This is a genomic window from Sphingomonas benefaciens (assembly GCF_052907485.1).
Map to the genome: position 1 here is coordinate 12503 of NZ_JBREIC010000009.1, position 14711 is coordinate 27213.

15 protein-coding genes are annotated in these 14711 nt (G+C 65.8%); 2 read left to right on the forward strand and 13 right to left on the reverse strand.

The genetic code is table 11. From position 1 onward, the window contains the following. Positions 1-76: 76 nt before the first annotated feature. Both ACU5AX_RS19620 and ACU5AX_RS19625 read right to left on the reverse strand, forming a co-directional pair. Positions 77-868: a hypothetical protein gene (locus tag ACU5AX_RS19620; RefSeq protein WP_446692242.1), complete on the reverse strand. Its 792-nt coding sequence runs from the start codon at positions 866-868 to the stop codon at positions 77-79. 69 nt (positions 869-937) lie between these two features. Then, a complete protein-coding gene (locus ACU5AX_RS19625) occupies positions 938-1582 on the reverse strand; it encodes a DUF7007 domain-containing protein (RefSeq protein ID WP_446692243.1) in 645 nt (214 codons plus the stop codon). An 87-nt stretch (positions 1583-1669) separates the two neighbouring features. Here ACU5AX_RS19625 and ACU5AX_RS19630 point away from each other — a divergent pair, with 87 nt between their 5' ends. Further along, a complete protein-coding gene (locus tag ACU5AX_RS19630; protein ID WP_242121882.1) occupies positions 1670-1858 on the forward strand; it encodes a hypothetical protein in 189 nt (62 codons plus the stop codon). A 39-nt stretch (positions 1859-1897) separates the two neighbouring features. Here ACU5AX_RS19630 and ACU5AX_RS19635 read toward each other — a convergent pair whose 3' ends face one another. After that, entirely contained in the window at positions 1898-3208 is a 1311-nt protein-coding gene (locus tag ACU5AX_RS19635) for a DUF8535 domain-containing protein (RefSeq protein WP_446692244.1), read from the reverse strand. Positions 3209-3284: 76 nt separating this feature from the next. On the opposite strand from ACU5AX_RS19635, the gene ACU5AX_RS19640 reads away from it, so the two are divergent. Then, entirely contained in the window at positions 3285-3806 is a 522-nt protein-coding gene (locus ACU5AX_RS19640) for a hypothetical protein (RefSeq protein WP_446692245.1), read from the forward strand. A gap of 65 nt (positions 3807-3871) precedes the next feature. Here the strand turns inward: ACU5AX_RS19640 and ACU5AX_RS19645 are convergent, their stop codons facing one another. From ACU5AX_RS19645 to ACU5AX_RS19690, 10 genes are all read right to left on the reverse strand, one after another. Further along, the gene (locus tag ACU5AX_RS19645; RefSeq protein ID WP_446692246.1) at positions 3872-4387 is read right to left on the reverse strand and encodes a thermonuclease family protein; all 516 of its coding nucleotides are present in this window, start codon (positions 4385-4387) and stop codon (positions 3872-3874) included. Continuing rightward, positions 4384-4593: a hypothetical protein gene (locus tag ACU5AX_RS19650; RefSeq protein ID WP_242121886.1), complete on the reverse strand. Its 210-nt coding sequence runs from the start codon at positions 4591-4593 to the stop codon at positions 4384-4386. Before ACU5AX_RS19650 ends, ACU5AX_RS19645 begins: the two co-directional genes overlap by 4 nt. 33 nt (positions 4594-4626) lie before the next feature. After that, positions 4627-5241: a DUF6927 domain-containing protein gene (locus ACU5AX_RS19655; RefSeq protein ID WP_298277327.1), complete on the reverse strand. Its 615-nt coding sequence runs from the start codon at positions 5239-5241 to the stop codon at positions 4627-4629. Between the two features lie 27 nt (positions 5242-5268). Continuing rightward, positions 5269-5706 carry a hypothetical protein gene (locus tag ACU5AX_RS19660; RefSeq protein ID WP_242121889.1) on the reverse strand — a complete coding sequence of 146 codons (438 nt, stop codon included), beginning with the start codon at positions 5704-5706 and terminating at the stop codon, positions 5269-5271. 4 nt (positions 5707-5710) lie between these two features. After that, positions 5711-6355, reverse strand: a complete 645-nt coding sequence (locus ACU5AX_RS19665) for a hypothetical protein (protein ID WP_242121890.1) — start codon at positions 6353-6355, stop codon at positions 5711-5713. A 71-nt stretch (positions 6356-6426) separates the two neighbouring features. After that, entirely contained in the window at positions 6427-6624 is a 198-nt protein-coding gene (locus ACU5AX_RS19670; protein ID WP_242121891.1) for a hypothetical protein, read from the reverse strand. Then, positions 6621-7109, reverse strand: coding sequence for a hypothetical protein (locus ACU5AX_RS19675; protein ID WP_242121892.1), 489 nt, complete (start codon positions 7107-7109; stop codon positions 6621-6623). Before ACU5AX_RS19675 ends, ACU5AX_RS19670 begins: the two co-directional genes overlap by 4 nt. Before the next feature lie 24 nt (positions 7110-7133). Continuing rightward, positions 7134-8096 (reverse strand): ArdC family protein, encoded by a 963-nt coding sequence (locus tag ACU5AX_RS19680; RefSeq protein WP_446692247.1) that lies wholly within the window; start codon positions 8094-8096, stop codon positions 7134-7136. Between the two features lie 99 nt (positions 8097-8195). After that, on the reverse strand, positions 8196-10280 hold the full coding sequence (locus tag ACU5AX_RS19685) for a ParB/RepB/Spo0J family partition protein (protein ID WP_446692248.1): 2085 nt from the start codon (positions 10278-10280) through the stop codon (positions 8196-8198). A gap of 134 nt (positions 10281-10414) precedes the next feature. Then, positions 10415-14656 (reverse strand): strawberry notch-like NTP hydrolase domain-containing protein, encoded by a 4242-nt coding sequence (locus ACU5AX_RS19690; protein WP_446692249.1) that lies wholly within the window; start codon positions 14654-14656, stop codon positions 10415-10417. Between the last annotated feature and the right edge of the window lie 55 nt (positions 14657-14711).

Here is a 14711-nt window from a genome sequence, read left to right on the forward strand (position 1 = left end):
AGCTCCTGAAGCTGGCGTGACTGTTCACGCCTGCTCGCCCGCTCCCCCTTCCCTTCGGCCTCGGTGTGCTTCCGACCTACAGCCCGTCATCGTCGCTGGCAGGGCCGGTCTCGGCGGAGCCGGTGATTACGAATTGTCCGTTCTCGCCGCTGTCCTTGGCGGCGTAACCGAGGGCGGTGAGCCCGGCGCGGAGGTGGCCATGGTAGGTGGCTGCTGCGGTGTCGCTGGCGAAAGGTGCCTTTTCAGGGCTCGTGCCTGCGCGAACGGGCAGGAGAGCCGAGACGGCGACGTGATCGATCAGGTAGCCGTGCCAGTCAGGATTGAGCGGCGTATCGACCCGCGCCTGCCAACGGCCATCGTCCTGCTGGCGCAGCAGCTTGATCGTAAGCACACCTCCCATCCCGCTCGAAATGTCGAAGCGCTGACCCGCTTGCGGCCGCAGAAAGCGTCGCCAGACCCGCAGCACGAGCGGATTGTCGCGCACGGCTCGTAGGAGACCAGCATAGTTCCAGGACAAGGGGTCGGGCTGGTCGTGGCGGGCGGCGCAGGCTGGGACCCCGGACGTCGTTGTCCGGGGCTGCAGATACTCTGCGGTGCAGACGGTCCAATCGCCGTAGAGCTTGCCCTCGTGCGGTAGGCAGTCGCCCTCGAGCTGGATGGAATGCTCGCCGAAGCCATTGTGGAAATGAACTGCCGCTTTTGGGAAGAACCTTTCCAGGACCTCGCGCGAGCCGCGGATCTTCACGTCGCTGCCGTAGGTGGTGTGGACGTAGCTGAGCGGCCCGATCTTCGGGCCTTCGGCGCCCCAGTTGGTCATGTCTTGATCGATGCTGGCGCGGCCGTGGAAGAGATAGAGATAGACGCTCATCGGAGCTCACTCCCGAGAGAAGCGGCGCTGTGGCCGCGAGGGATGGCGCAGTGCAGTTGCACCGCGACCTCAGGCCAGGTGGACTTCCTTGGTGATGATCGGAGCGGTGCTCTCGACGCGGGTGGCGCCGAGACTGTCGAAGGTCTCGACGTCGTTGCGCTCGGCGTAGCGGTCCTTGGCGACGAGCCCGTAGATCGGATCTCCGGAGTAGCGGGCAAAGCCGAGCGCATCGACGCTCTGGACCCGGCGAAACACAACACCGACCATGCCGGCGGGAACCCAATCGGCCCAGTCACCGGATGCGGAAACCGAAGCGTACTGACCGATGACAGCCTGATAGGCGGCGCGACGGCGTAGCGTGTTGTTCTCGGTCGCCGGCACTTCTTCGCCAGTGAAGGCGCCATAGCGTGCAGGGTGCCACGCTCGAACCGAACGGCGCGCGTTCTCGACCTGAAGGGCGATCCCGGCTGTGGGGAGACGCCGGAACTCGGTCGCGAAGCCGAGCAGGACGAGCGCCCAATCCACGTCCTCCTCGTAGTAGATATCGTCGCGGCGTAACGCCTCGGGCATCGCGGCTTGCCGTTCGTCGGAAAGGACGTACCCGCCATGATCGGGCGTGGTGACGTGCCAAATCCCGGGCAGGACCTGGTCGGTTGTCTGCGGAACACCCCATTTCGTGTCCTGCGGTGCTGGGACGGCGGTAAAGCGGGTCATCTGTCGGCTCCTCTATGGATCGACAGGTCTCCTCCCCCTCCCCTCCAGCCTCGTTGCTGTTGGGCCGAGTGCGGGGCAGTAGGCCGCATGGACGTGTGGCTCTATTCGGCGCCGGAGAAGCTTTGGGCGCTTACGAACGATAGCGAGGGTAGCAACTTGCCCGATGACCTGGGGCCGTGGGTGCCGGTGCGCCCCGTGGTTCTGCGTGAGGACGCGTCGGACGAGCAGCAGGCGATCGAGCTGATCGCCGAACACGGGTTTTGCTGCTTCGATTGATCGGACGCTTCTTGCGGTCCAGATCGTCGCCGCGCGCGACTACTGACCAATGTGCAGCTGATCGAGTATCGCCGCTTCCAGACCATCGGCCTCGAGATCCTCGCCGTGGATGGTCACCACCGGCGCGACGGTGCGTAGCTTTTCGACCTGCCGCAGCTTGACGCCGAGCGTGTCGGCGTCGTGTGCCGTTACGATTTCCAAGGCCGCTTCCATCACCTCGCCGGTCGTGAAGTCGCGAAGGTCGAGCAGCATGTCGGGGCGCATGTCGCCGATGCTGGTAGCGACGTCGAAGAGAAGGCGCTTGAAGCCGATCCCGATTCCGCGACGGCGCAGACGGTATTGGAGATCGAGCAGCCCGACGATGGTTTGCCGTTCGGCCGCGTTGTGGATCGCGACGAAGTTGGAGGGACGTGCGATTGGCTGAGCATAGGCGCGCAGTGCCGCATAGCCCTCGCGCGGATTGTGCTCGCCCACGACGGCGAGGACGAGGTACGGGGCGCCGATCTGGCGCCGGTGGATGCCGATGTGCCGGATCCGGTTCTTGACCTCCAATTCGCGGCCTTCGGCGAGCGTGATGGTCGTTCCTGATATGTCGACGGCGTAGAGCAGGAGAAAGGCTTGTGGGGCATGGCCGGTCGGCCACTTCTTGGCCGCCTGTCGCAGCTTGGCGAACACGATCCCGCGTTCATAGGGATCGATGTGAGTGTAGAAGTGACGGGCGAGCGGGATGCCCGGGGCAATTTCGACGCGTTCGGCCGCGCGGCGCATCGCGGCGAACTCGCTTGCCATCGACGTCGTCCGCGGCTCTCCGGCCTCGAGTGGCTCTACGACATTGACGTGGGCCATCTCCATGAGAAGCCATAGCAGGCGGGCGAGGCGCGGAATGGCGACGCCGCGGTTGCGATCGTCAGGTTCAGCCTCGTCGGGCAGTTGCGCGAGCTTCTCCGGCGCGAGCCGGTGCGCGGAGAACATGCCGTCTGGCTCGTTGATCGTGCGCGGTGTCGCTGTTGCCTTCTCGCGGATGCGGGGAGGAGCCTGTTCGCGGTAGAACGGGCAGTCGAGTTCATGCTCGGGTCGCCGTTGCCGGACGCTGGTCAGTCGCCGGAGATAGTAGGTTTCGGCTTCGGAGAGGTAGGCCGGGGACAGGAGCGGCGGGGCTTCCGTCTCGCCCAGGCAGTCGCAGGCGATCCATTGATGGTGGTCGCGTGCCTTCACAACCATGATCACCGATGCGCGGTGGTCGCTGTCCTCGCCCTCCCCCATGTACCAGCGGACGAGCGCTCGCCGCACGACGTCCGGCAGGGGCGTGCGTTGCTGGAGTCCACGAGTGTCGCGCGGGACCAACCACATGCGTGCGACTATACGATATTATACTTGCAAGGTCCACGATGTTCACGGTACGTTCACCGCCAAGGAGAAGCGCGCCATGAAGACCGATTGCATCGAAGCTTTCGACCTCGATCTGACGCTCAAGGACGCGTCGACCGATCCGATCATCCGTCCGACACGACGCATGATCGCGGCCGCGTGCATCGGTATGGGGCCGGAGGACGCCTACTACTCCGTGCGCGAGCTACGCGAGGCGATCGAGTGGATCCACGAGGGTGAGTCCTCGGGCAAGCGCAAGCTGACGCAGATCCTCGGCAACCAGTGCGACGACTTTCAGCGGTGCATCTACTACGCGCTGGCGGGCAAGGGCATCGTTCTGATCCTCGACGACCTGCTGTGGCTGGAAGGCGTGCTGGAAGCGCGCGGCCGGTTCGCTGGCGAGCTGTTCCGCATGAAGCGACCGACCATGCCGCTGGTCTCGCCCTATGTGGCGGCCGAGCCTGACGGCCCTGTCGGGCGGTTCGACACCGGCTTCGAGATCGGGGCATCCTGGTCGTTCGATCCGGGACCGGGCTATGATGCGGTCGATCACGTCATCGATCCGAAGCTGTCGCACTGACGGCAAAAAGAAAGGCGGCCCTGGCCGGAGCCGGGGCCGCCCGTCTTGTTTCGGGGGGTGGTGCTTCAACGTCGCTCGCATGCGAGCCGTTCCCCCCGTCGCCATTTCTCCGGGTCGATCCACTCTCCTGAATGAATCCCGCGGCCGTGGCTGCGCGCCTCCTCGAATGCCGCGACATAGCGGGTGGCGCGTTCGGGATCACTCTTCAGGTATTTGACAGCCGGCACCGCGAAGCCCTGCGCAATCAGCTGCTCGCCAACATCGGAGCCGTCGACACTGACGATTGCCACGGGGCGGCCGTAGCTGCTGCTGCCGACCAGCTGGATGGTTGCCTCGCCGCTTTTCAGCATTCTTGCCGTCGCGTCTTGGGCGAGCTTTCCGCACGGATAGCAGGAGCCTGCTTGCTCGCAGAGCTGCTTCTTTTCGACCGCATCGGCGCCGGAAAACCGGAAATCGATCGACACGGTGTCGCCGTCCAGTGCCCGCGCATCGCCCCGGATCGTGGGTTCGTTCCGACCGCTCTCCGGACTGGCGCCGCAAGCCGTCAGGGCGACCAGAAGCAGGAATAGGGCCGCTCTCATGCGAGCCGCATCTCGAGCACGACGTCGGGGCCGTCGACGACGGCCGGGATGATCCGAAGTGGCTGGAGAGGGTTGCCGGTGCGAACGACCGAAATGCAGCTTGCACCGTCATCAGCCATGCGCGCTGCAATGCGCCTTGCATTGTCGTTGCTGCAGAGCGCCCGGCGTTTGGGGCTGAGAGGGACGTGGTCGGGAAGCGCGATCATGACCGTGATCCTGAGTTAGGTGGTGGGTGGCAATCAAGCGAACACCGTCTTGTGGACCTTCGTCTCCGGGACGACTGTCCAGGACAGATGGCGCAAGCCGCTTAGCCGGTACTCCGGGTAGCTGACGCCGGGCCTGGACAGCGCGACCCTGCGGCCTCGTTTGTGGACGGTGAACTCTGCGCCCTCATAGCCGTCGGTGAACCTGACCGGGGACGGCAGGCGAATCCGCATGCCATGCTCGAGCGGGCGCGCGGCGCGGGCCAGATTGTCGATGCAGCGGCGTCGCCAGTTGAGCGCGGACGGTTCGTCGGTATCGCCAAGCAGGGCGAGGATCCGCTCCGGGCATTCGGCTTCGCACGGCCCCATGTGTTCGGTCATGTCCTTGTACCCGAACACGTAGCCCTCCCGGTCGCGAGGGTTCCATTTGACCAGGCACACAATCGCGAAGGTTGGCTCGTCGACTCCGTCGGTGCTCGGCACCGCGGCCGCGTAGTAGACCTTGTTGCGCAGGCAGGAGGACGCGACGATCCGCAGCGCCCTGCCCTTACCGGCAGGGTCGCGCTGGTCATAGGTGAACTGGGCGTCGAGATACGCTTTCGGGGTCGAATGCGGCTGCATCGACGACAGCGGCATGGTGAGCCAGCCCATTGCTAGTCCTTTCAGATCTGGGCCGCATCAGAGGCGGCGTGGGTCAAGGAGGTGAATCGCGGACGTCTCGAGAGCGGGCCGGTGAACGTGGCTCACCAGCTGCGCGACGCGGGCGCGGACGCGCTCGTCTGGAAGATCGGACCGGCCCTCGGTGAGTGGTGGCACCCGCGTGTTCGTCACCTCGGTGAACAGGATCGACAGCACGCGCGCCTCGATCTGCTGAGCGAGGTCGTGGATTGCGCGGCCCTGTGCGAGCTTCTCGTGCCCGGGGGACATCTCAAGCCAAGTCATGGGAGCGATTGCCTCGCTCATGCGAGCGAGCAGGCCGAGCCCGTGGCCGAAATCGCTGTGGTAGTGGATCAGCGACTGGCGTTCCGGTGAGAGCGCATCGAACGGCGCGTAGAGCCGATACTGGTAGCGAGGGGGCGCGCCCGTCACGCGTACGCGGGTGGCAAGGACGTCCATCACATCACCCGACCAAAAGGGCGGGTTCGGCTGCCGCAGGGGCGAGATGCAGCTCGCGTCGTAGGCGGTCTGCGAACCGAGCAGGGTTGAGGAGCTCGCGGATGGCGGCAAACCGCCGGCGGTCGCCCAGGAGGTCGTGCTGACCTCTGACCCGGCGAAACGACACTTCGTTCTCGGGGCCGAGCGCGCCAAGCGACAGCTGCACCCAGACCTCCTCGCCATGAAGGGTTATTTCACCCGATACGGACGGATCCGACCGGTTCGACCGGATGGTGTAGCTGCCCTCGGGAAGGGTGAGCGCATTCGCCAGATTGCGCATCGCCCTGCGCCCGTCCGCATGAAAAAGGTCCTTGGCGACGGCATCGTAGGAGACGCCCCGGATGGCGAGCGTGAGAAGGGCCGGGAAGCGCTGCAGCTCCGCAATGCGCTCCGTACAGCGGCGTCGTAAGATCGCTTCGGCGGGCCGGTTCTGCGTCACCGTGGTGAGATGTCGGGCCAGCAGGATCACTGCGGCGTCGCTCTCGTAGTCGACCCCGGCATTGCGGCAGTCCTCGATCGCGCGTGTCAAGGCATGGACGCCGGCGGTGATGGTGGACAAGGCGCTCGGGTCGAGCGCCTGTTGATGGCGAAAAGCAACGTCGTAGGGCATGGCGATCTCCGGATCCTGAGCGCCTCTCGCGCTCACCGGCCCGCTTCCCCCTCCCCTTCCCTGGTCCCGGATCAGAGCATCAGACCCACAGGATCCGACGATCGAGCGGCTGCCGCGAAGCCACGCTGCCACGCATCGGCGAGCCGGCTGCCACGTCGATAGTGACAGCCGGTGCTACCGAGCACGTACCCCCGCCAACCCTGCTTTTCGGCTTCCCAGATGGGATCGCGCCTGGACGGCCCGAGGAGCCGCATCAGGTCGAGCGTCATGTCGGATCCTGATCGGCTTGCGCGATCATCAGGTCGATGGCGTCCTCGATCGCCTGCTCATCGTCGTTCACGACCCGCAGATTGGGGCGGTGCTTGCGGACGGCCTCGGCGACGGCCGCAGGGGTGTGCCCCTTCAGGGGATAACCGTAGACCTTCCCGTCGTCGATCACGATGAGCTGCCTCTTGAAGGAGCGCCGGAGCCGCTTCGTCTCCTCGATCCTCCCGATCATCGCGGCTACCTCGAACTCGAGCGTGTGTTGCAGAGTGGTTCCGTGGAACTCGCGCGCGGGGCGGTTGGCGGCGAGCCACGCGTCGACCTCCTTTTCGGTGAGCGCGCCGACCTGGTGGAAGTCGTCCGCGGCGCCATGTCCGCGGTTCGAGGCCAGGAAAGCGCGAGCGCCGTCGATCCAGATCTCGGCGGTATAGCAGGTCGTCTCCTCCGAGAGCGCGACCACGACCTTCAGCTTCTTCAGTTCGATGCGCATGAGTGCGACTCCTTGATTGACTGGTCATGCCGCGAGCGCCTCGGGCTCGTGCCACTCGACCTTGGCATCGCCGCTGGCGTCGTGACTGGCGGGTCGGGCGAGGTCGCGCAGGTAATTGAAGGCCTGCTCGGCCTTCGACGCGGCCTTGATGATCGCGCTGGAGTCCGACTTCAGGATGCGAAGCCAGTGGTCGATGTAACTGGCATGATTGTCATGGAGATCGCCGGGTAGGCCGAGTTCGGCGCAGATCAGGCACTGGCCGATGGAGGCGACGAGTTCCTCGAACGCGTAGGCGTTGTCGCCGAACTTCTTGCCGAACTCGCGGTCGAGCCGGCTCGCGGCGCCTGACCAGTGGGTGTATTCGTGCCCCAGCGTGCTGGCATAGTGGTCGTCCGACCGGAACGCCCCGCGGTTCGGCATCTGGATGTAGTCGCCAATCGGCGAGAAGTAGGCCTGGTCGCCGCCATGGCGAACCGTGCCCGGCAGGGTGCCGAAAAAGCCGTCAATGGCGGCGCGGTGCTCGGATTCGACGCGTGGCTCGGGCGGCGCGATCGTCGGATAGTAGTAGCTCGGCAGGCCGTCGATCTGGTCGACGTTGAAGACGATGTAGGATCGCAGGAAGCGGATGTTTTTGGTGGCCTCAGCACCGGTGACGCGATCGGTTTCCGTCTTGGAGAAACTGGAGAAGTAGACGCTCAGCGAGCCTCGCTCGCCGCGCCGCACCTGGCCGCCCAACTCTTCGGCTTGGCGATAGGTCATCCAGGTGCGGCTGCTATAGCCGCGGGCATCGCCGATCGCCCAAAGGTAGAGCGTGTTGATGCCGGTGTACGGGGTTCCGCAATGGCGTAGCGGACGCCCACCTGCCCCGGTGAGCCCCCAAGGGCGTGACCACGGCAGAACGCCGGATTCGAGCTTCTCGATAATGAGGTTGGTGATCTCGGCCGCGACGTCACGGCGCTGCGCATCGGGCTTGCGACGGAAGGTCATGATGGGTGCTCCCCGTTGGGCGGCATGGCGCCCGCGAAAAAAGAAGGCGGCCGCCCCATCGGGACGACCGCCAGTTGCCCAGGAGACGGTTGGGCGGGGTTATTCGGCCGCGACGAGCTCCGCGTCGTCGTTCACCGCACCGGCGTCGTCCTCGCCGGGCTCGGTGCTCTGGTCGCCATCAAGATCGGCACCGTCGTCGCCGTCGGGGTCACCGTCGACATCGCTGCCGGCGTCTTCGTCATCGGGACCGTCGTCTTCGACCAACTCAGCCGTACTGGCCACGTCGAAGCGCATCGCGTCCGGCACCCAGGCGAGAGCGGCCTCCTTGGTCTCCGCCTCGGTAATGGCCTCGCCGGCGAACAGCCTCTCGCAGCTGGTCGAAATCTCGCCCTTCTTGGAGCCGAGATAGCGTGCTGCCAGCGTGGATCCGCCAACCTCGGTGAGCGTCGCGAGCAGCGTGCCCTTCGACACCCGGTCGAAGAAGTTGGCGCAGGTCGGCCGCCACCACTTGGCGACGTCGATCTCGAGGATGGAGGCGAGACGGGCGTGGAGCGGGTTCGTCGTGACCGTGCCATAGTCCTGCTTGGCCTCGAGCGAGTCCGCGACCACGATCGCGAGCCACGCTGCCTTGGCATCGTCGCCGAGGGCGCGGAATGCCTCGAACCGTTCGACGGGCGAGGCGCCTTCGGTCCACGAGGTATCCAGTGCCTCCCGCGCCTCGGCGATCGTGATCTTCGCCTGGGTGGGGGCGAAATCGGCCGGCATTTGCGGATCGTTGGGCCGGCCCGCGGTGATGGTCGTGCCCGAGCGGCCGTAGTTGCGGGTGCGGTCCACCATCGCGAAAAGCGCGTAGTCGAGCGCGAGGCCGGGATCCGCGAGGATCGAGGCGGCGAGGATGTCGCGGCGCTGCACGGCGAGCTCGTCGTGGAGACGAGCGCTCAGCGGCTTTCCGCCCGGCGCGACCGCCTCGGGTGGAAGCGAGCTCGTGTCCCGTGTCGATCCGGTCGGCTTCGCGTCGTCCGCATCGCCGGGCGTGCGGAGCGGCGTCTCGCTGTAGTAGGTCGTCTCGAGGACCAGCTTGCCGTTGCGGTCGAGCATCAGGAAGGTCCCGACCTGCCCCTTGATGTCGTCGGGGAGCACGGGGGGCTTGTTGTGGATGCCCTCGTACTCTTCCTGAAGCCGGTCGTACTCGCTCTCGAGAATGCCGTAGGCCTCTTCTTCAAGGCTCTCGTCGCTCATCTCCTCGGTGAGGGCCTCCATCCGCTCGGAGATCTCGTACGCGCGGGTTTCTTCCGCCTCGGTGAGCGGGGCCGGCTGCAGAGCGACACGGTGCAGATCCGCGGTCGCACCGTACAGGTTGGTGGTTGCGATCGGGCGGATCCACGCGAGGCCCTGTTCCTCGCCGAGACGCTTCGCCTCGGCTTCCATGAGCGTACTGGCGAGCGACTGGGCGATCTCGGGATCCGACCAGCGGTCGCCATCCTCGCTGAACAGCTCGCGCTCGACGCGGCCACCAGCGGCGACATAGGCGTCGGCACCGACCAGGATGGCGACGGGGTCGGTCGCTTTCATGGTGTCGTTCGAGATCGCGCGCCGGATCTGGTCCGCGGTGATGTAGGAGCTGTGGCGGTACTGCGCGAATACGCGCTCCTGCTTCGCGCGGTCCTCGGTCGAGCCATAGGCCTTTGCCATGTCGAGCGTCATGTCGCCGTTGGCGAGAGCTTCGAACACCGGTTCCGCCAGATTGGCGAGGCGGAGGCGGCCTTCGATGAAGCGGCGTGTCTGGCCGAACCGCTTGGCAACGGCGTCGATGTCGCCGTCAGACTGGAGGAAGTGCTGGAACGCACGGCATTCCTCGGCCGGCGTCATTACCTCGCGCTGAAAGTTCTCGGTCAGCGAGAGCTCGCGGAGGTCGTTGTCGTCGCCCGCGACGATCTTGACCGGCACGTCGTAATCCGCCGCGACGATCTCGCCCGCCTCGGCGAGCATCATCGCTCCCAGATAGCGCCGCTCGCCGGCGATGACCTCGAACATGCCGCGCGGCTTGGACGGGGTGACAAGAAGGTTCTGAATGATGCCGCGCGCGCGGATGCTCGCGGCCATGGCCGGGATGTTCTTGGGCTGCGTCGTGCGGACGTTCTTCTCGGACTGCTTCAGCTTTGCGAGTTTGACGGTCTGGGTCATTGCCAGTCTCCTGAGCGTGGGAATGTCCGGCGAAGTCCCTCGCCGAACACCCCCTCGCTCCCCCTTCCCTTCCTGCTCCCGTTCGCGCAGCGACATGTACCGCGCATTGCACCGCGCCCTGCGATGCTATGGTATCACCCGTCGGGCTGCGCCGTCAGGCGGGCGATCACCTCCGAGGCAGTCTCGTTGGGTACGAAGATCCTCGTCTTGTAGGAGATGATCTCAACGTAGCAGCCGATCGACTTCAGCCACGGTAGCTGCGCGGCAGGCGCCCCGACGATCTCGATCCGCGGCTTGCCGTTGACCCTCGCCCGCTTCACCTCGCATGCGAACGGTCGCTTCAGGACGATCGAGCCGCCTCCCAATGCCGCCTGCGTGATCTCGTCGGGGCTCAGGACCTGTGGCTCATCCAGGCCGAGCTTGTTGAACAGGGTGTGGATGTCGCGCGGGAAGACCATGCGACCGAGCCACGAACGGCCTTCCTCGTCCACGATGCGATTGACCGCGAGATGGTCGCTCGGCAGGGCCGACCAGATTGGCAGCAGCAAGCCCGTCGCGAGCCGGATTGTCTCGGTGTCGACCTTGGTACGGGCCTCTTCCACTTCGGCTTCCCATGCGGCCGAGAAGGTCTCACGGGAACACTCCTCCCAGGCTGTCTCGAACAGGTCGTCGGCCGCGAGATATTCGCGACGGGTCGGACGCATCAGTTCGATCCGCAGGACCGCGACGCCATCCTCCGTCATGCCGGACCGAGCCGCTGTCCGAAGCGCTACCTTGTCCGATCGACCGTTCCGCAGGAACATGGCCGTGCTGTCGCTGTCGGCGATGCGAAGCACGCGATCGAGCGAGACTGGCTGACGGCGCCGTGCGACCTCGATGGTCAAGAGGTGAGACGTTGCGCCACTGATCGGGTCGGTGCGCAGGATGGTGTCATCGAGCACCGTGGCGCGATCGACCTGCATGGTCTCGACCCCGACATCGAGCGTGCCGGCGTCCCGCGCGGCTGCGACCCGTGTTTCGACCAGGGCGAGAAACTCGTCGAAGATGAGGTTCTGGAGGCCAATCGGAAGCGCCAGGAGCCGATTTAGCCAACGCTGGATCGGTGGGAGGTCTTCCTTGAGGACACCATCCTTGTCCTGCAGCTCGAGCCCTGTGCGGTGCTGGAAGTCGACCAGGTTCGTGCTGCTCAACTTGCCGGCAACGAGCAGATGATACCAGCTGATGAGCGCCGCCTTGGCGTACTCGCTTTCGAGGTTGTCGGCCGGGTCGAACAGGTTCTGGCCGCCTGTCTGGCGCTGGCCCCTTGTGAGAGCGCCCAAGCTGTCGAGACGCCGCGCGATGGTCGACGTGAAGCGGAGTTCGCCCTTGCAGTCGGTCGTGACGGGTCGGAACAGGGGCGTGCAGGCCTGATGGGTACGATGGGTTCGACCGAGACCCTGGATGGCCCGATCGGCACGCCAGCCCGGCTCCAGCAGGAGGTGAACCCGCTGTTCCTGGTTCTTCACGGCGAGGCTCGCATGATAGGATCTGCCGGTGCCGCCCGCGTCGCTGAACACGAGGATCCGTTTGGTCCCTTCCATGAAGGCTGCGGAGTCCGCCTGGGTCGCGCGGGCCGACCGGGATTCGAGCTTTTGGGTGCCGCCCGCGGTGCTTACGAGCCGCTTGGTGCGCCCCGTCACCTCGGCGACGTTGTCATGGCCGAAATGCTCGAGAATGCCGTCTAAAACGGCTGCGATCGGAGGGAGCGCGCAGAGTTGCTCGATCAGCGTGTCTCGAGCCGCTTCCGCTTCCGGGTTGGTGACCGGGGTGCCTCGATCGTCGAACATGGGTCGCGACCGCGTTTCGCCGGTATCGTCCAGATAGGTCGACATCTGCTGGACCGGGAAGGCGCGCTGCAGATAATCGATCACCGCCTCGCGCGGGGACAGGTCGAGGTCGAGGTCTGCTCGCTCGTCTGGGGATAGCTCGCCGAGGCGCCGATCGAGGATGGCTTCAGCCGTACTGACCAGCTGCAGAACGACGGACTGCCCGGCCTCCAAATGCTGCCGAACCGCGGCAAGGACCGTTGGCAACTTGCAGGATAGAAGAAGCGCACCGAAGAAGCGCTGCTTGCAGCTCTCGAACCGCGATCGAGCGGCCGCCTTGGCACCGGAGTTCAGCGTGTCTCCCCTGAGGGAGTCGACCACGCCGGTCAGCTTCAACGCCTCTTCCATGTTGCGGTGGATGATGCCCCAGGCGTCGGCATAGGTGTCGTACACCTCGATCTGCTCGCGGGTCAGTTCGTGCCGGAGGATGTCATACTCGACCCCTGCGAAGCTAAGAGCGCGCGCGGTGTAAAGGCCTGTCGCCTTGAGGTCGCGCGCCACCAGCTCCATCGCTGCAATCCCGCCCTGGCGGATCTCGGTGATGAACGCTTCCCGATTGGCGAAGGAGGTCTCCGGCCCCCAGAGCCCGAGCCGGACGGCGTAAGCGAGGTTGTTCACCTCGGAAGCGCCCGTTGCGGAGGCGTACAGCACGCGCGCGCCGGGCAAGCGATTCTGCAGAAGGACGCCGGCGATGCCCTGCTGCGAGCCCTTCTTGGCGATCATGCTCCCCTCGCCTCCTGCGACGCCGCCCATCTCATGGGCTTCATCCCAGGCGATGACGCCTTCGAAGTCGTCGCCGGCCCATGTGATGATCTGCTCGAGCCGGCTGGCGTCACCGCGCGTCGAGCGTAGCGTCGGGTAGGTCACGAACAGGACGCCCTCAGACATGCTGATCGGCTCGTCGATCTTCCAGCGCGAGAGCGGCTGCACATCGGCGGCAAGGCCGCCCAGGGCCGTCCAGTCGCGGATGGCGTCAGCGTGGAGCGCCTCGTTCTTGGATACCCAGATAGCGCGACGCCGTCCCGCGAGCCAGTTATCGAGGATCACGGCCGCAACCTGTCGCCCCTTCCCCGCCCCCGTGCCGTCGCCCAGAAAGAAGCCCTTGCGGTAGCGACTGCCATTCTCGTCGATGATCAGGCCCACACCCTCCGGATCGGGGCGGAAACGGCCGGGAATGTACTGCGTCCACGCGTGACCGGCGTAGACGACAGTTTCGAGCTGCGAGGATGACAGCATGCGTTCGCTGACCGTTCGCTCGGGCAGGGCCGGGACGTGAACCGGGATCGGCGCGGGGATCGAACCCATGGCGACGGACTCGACCAGGGCGGTCGGGTGCTCGCCGGCAGCGTCGAACACGATCCGGCTTGGTCGGTATGGGAGATAGACGCCGGTCTGTTCGGCGAGCGGCGCCGGGGTCTCGAGGACCTTGTAGGTGACCGGCGCCACCTCGTTTCGCGAGGGCGCCCGAAAGACACGCGGCGCGGCTGCGGGTTTGGATCGCACGCTCCGGAAAAGCGATACGCTGCCGCCTCTCGGCGTCGCCTGTTTTGCTGGGTCACTGGTCAACGCGAGGCGATCGGGAACGACTAGGTGGTCGTTTAGATCGGCGACGGTCGCTCGCTGCAGCACAACGCTGTTGCTTTGACCGGCCGCCTTGTCGAGGACGTAGAGACGCACCGCGACGCTGGTGCCGTGCTTCCCATAGGCAGCGGTGAGGCGGATCGACGTTCGGACGGTGACCTGGTCCAGCGTTGCGTTCCAGATCTCTCCCATCCGGGCCGAGTTGCTGAACCAGTCCGGCATGATCGCAACGACGCGTCCGTTCGGGCGCACGCGCCGGATCGCCGCCTGGAGGTGGCGCACAGCAGCCAGGTCGTCGTCGCCGCGACCGACTGAGCGCGAGAAAGGTGGGTTCATGATGACGACGCTGGGACGGGGGAGCGATGCCATCGTGCTCGCGATTGTAGCGCCGTCATGCCCCGAGACTGTGGTATCGGGGAAGGTTGCCGCGAGGCGTGCGCGTCGCGACGGGTCGATCTCGTTGAGCTGGAGCGAGCCGACGGGACCGAGTTGAGCCACGAGGAGTCCATTCCCGGCGCTCGGCTCGAGCACGATATCGTCGCCGCGGGGCGACGCGAGCAGCACGGCGACCGTGGAGAGGTCGAGCGGCGTCGAGAACTGCTGCCATTCGATCTGTTCTTCGCTGCGCACCGTCTGGGTCGGCAAGCGGGCGAGCAGCGCCGACGCCTGCAGGACATCGCCCATTGCAAGCTGATCGCGCATTGCACTGCGGTTCCGCATTGCAAGTGCAACTGCATGCTCGAGCACTTCGAAGCTCTCGCGCTGCGTCCAGCGGCCGTCGGCGTCGGAGCCTCCGAAGGCTGCGGTCATCGCAGCGTTCAGCAGCGTTCGCGTGATCTTCTCCTCGCCGAGTACGGCCGGCACGAGCTCGCGCGCTGCGGCGGTGAATGAGGACGCACGGCATGGCGCGGTGTCGAACAGGTCGCTCATGGGGATCTCCTGGCTGTGTGGCTGCCCTCTGCAGCTCCCCAGACCAGTTCCCCCT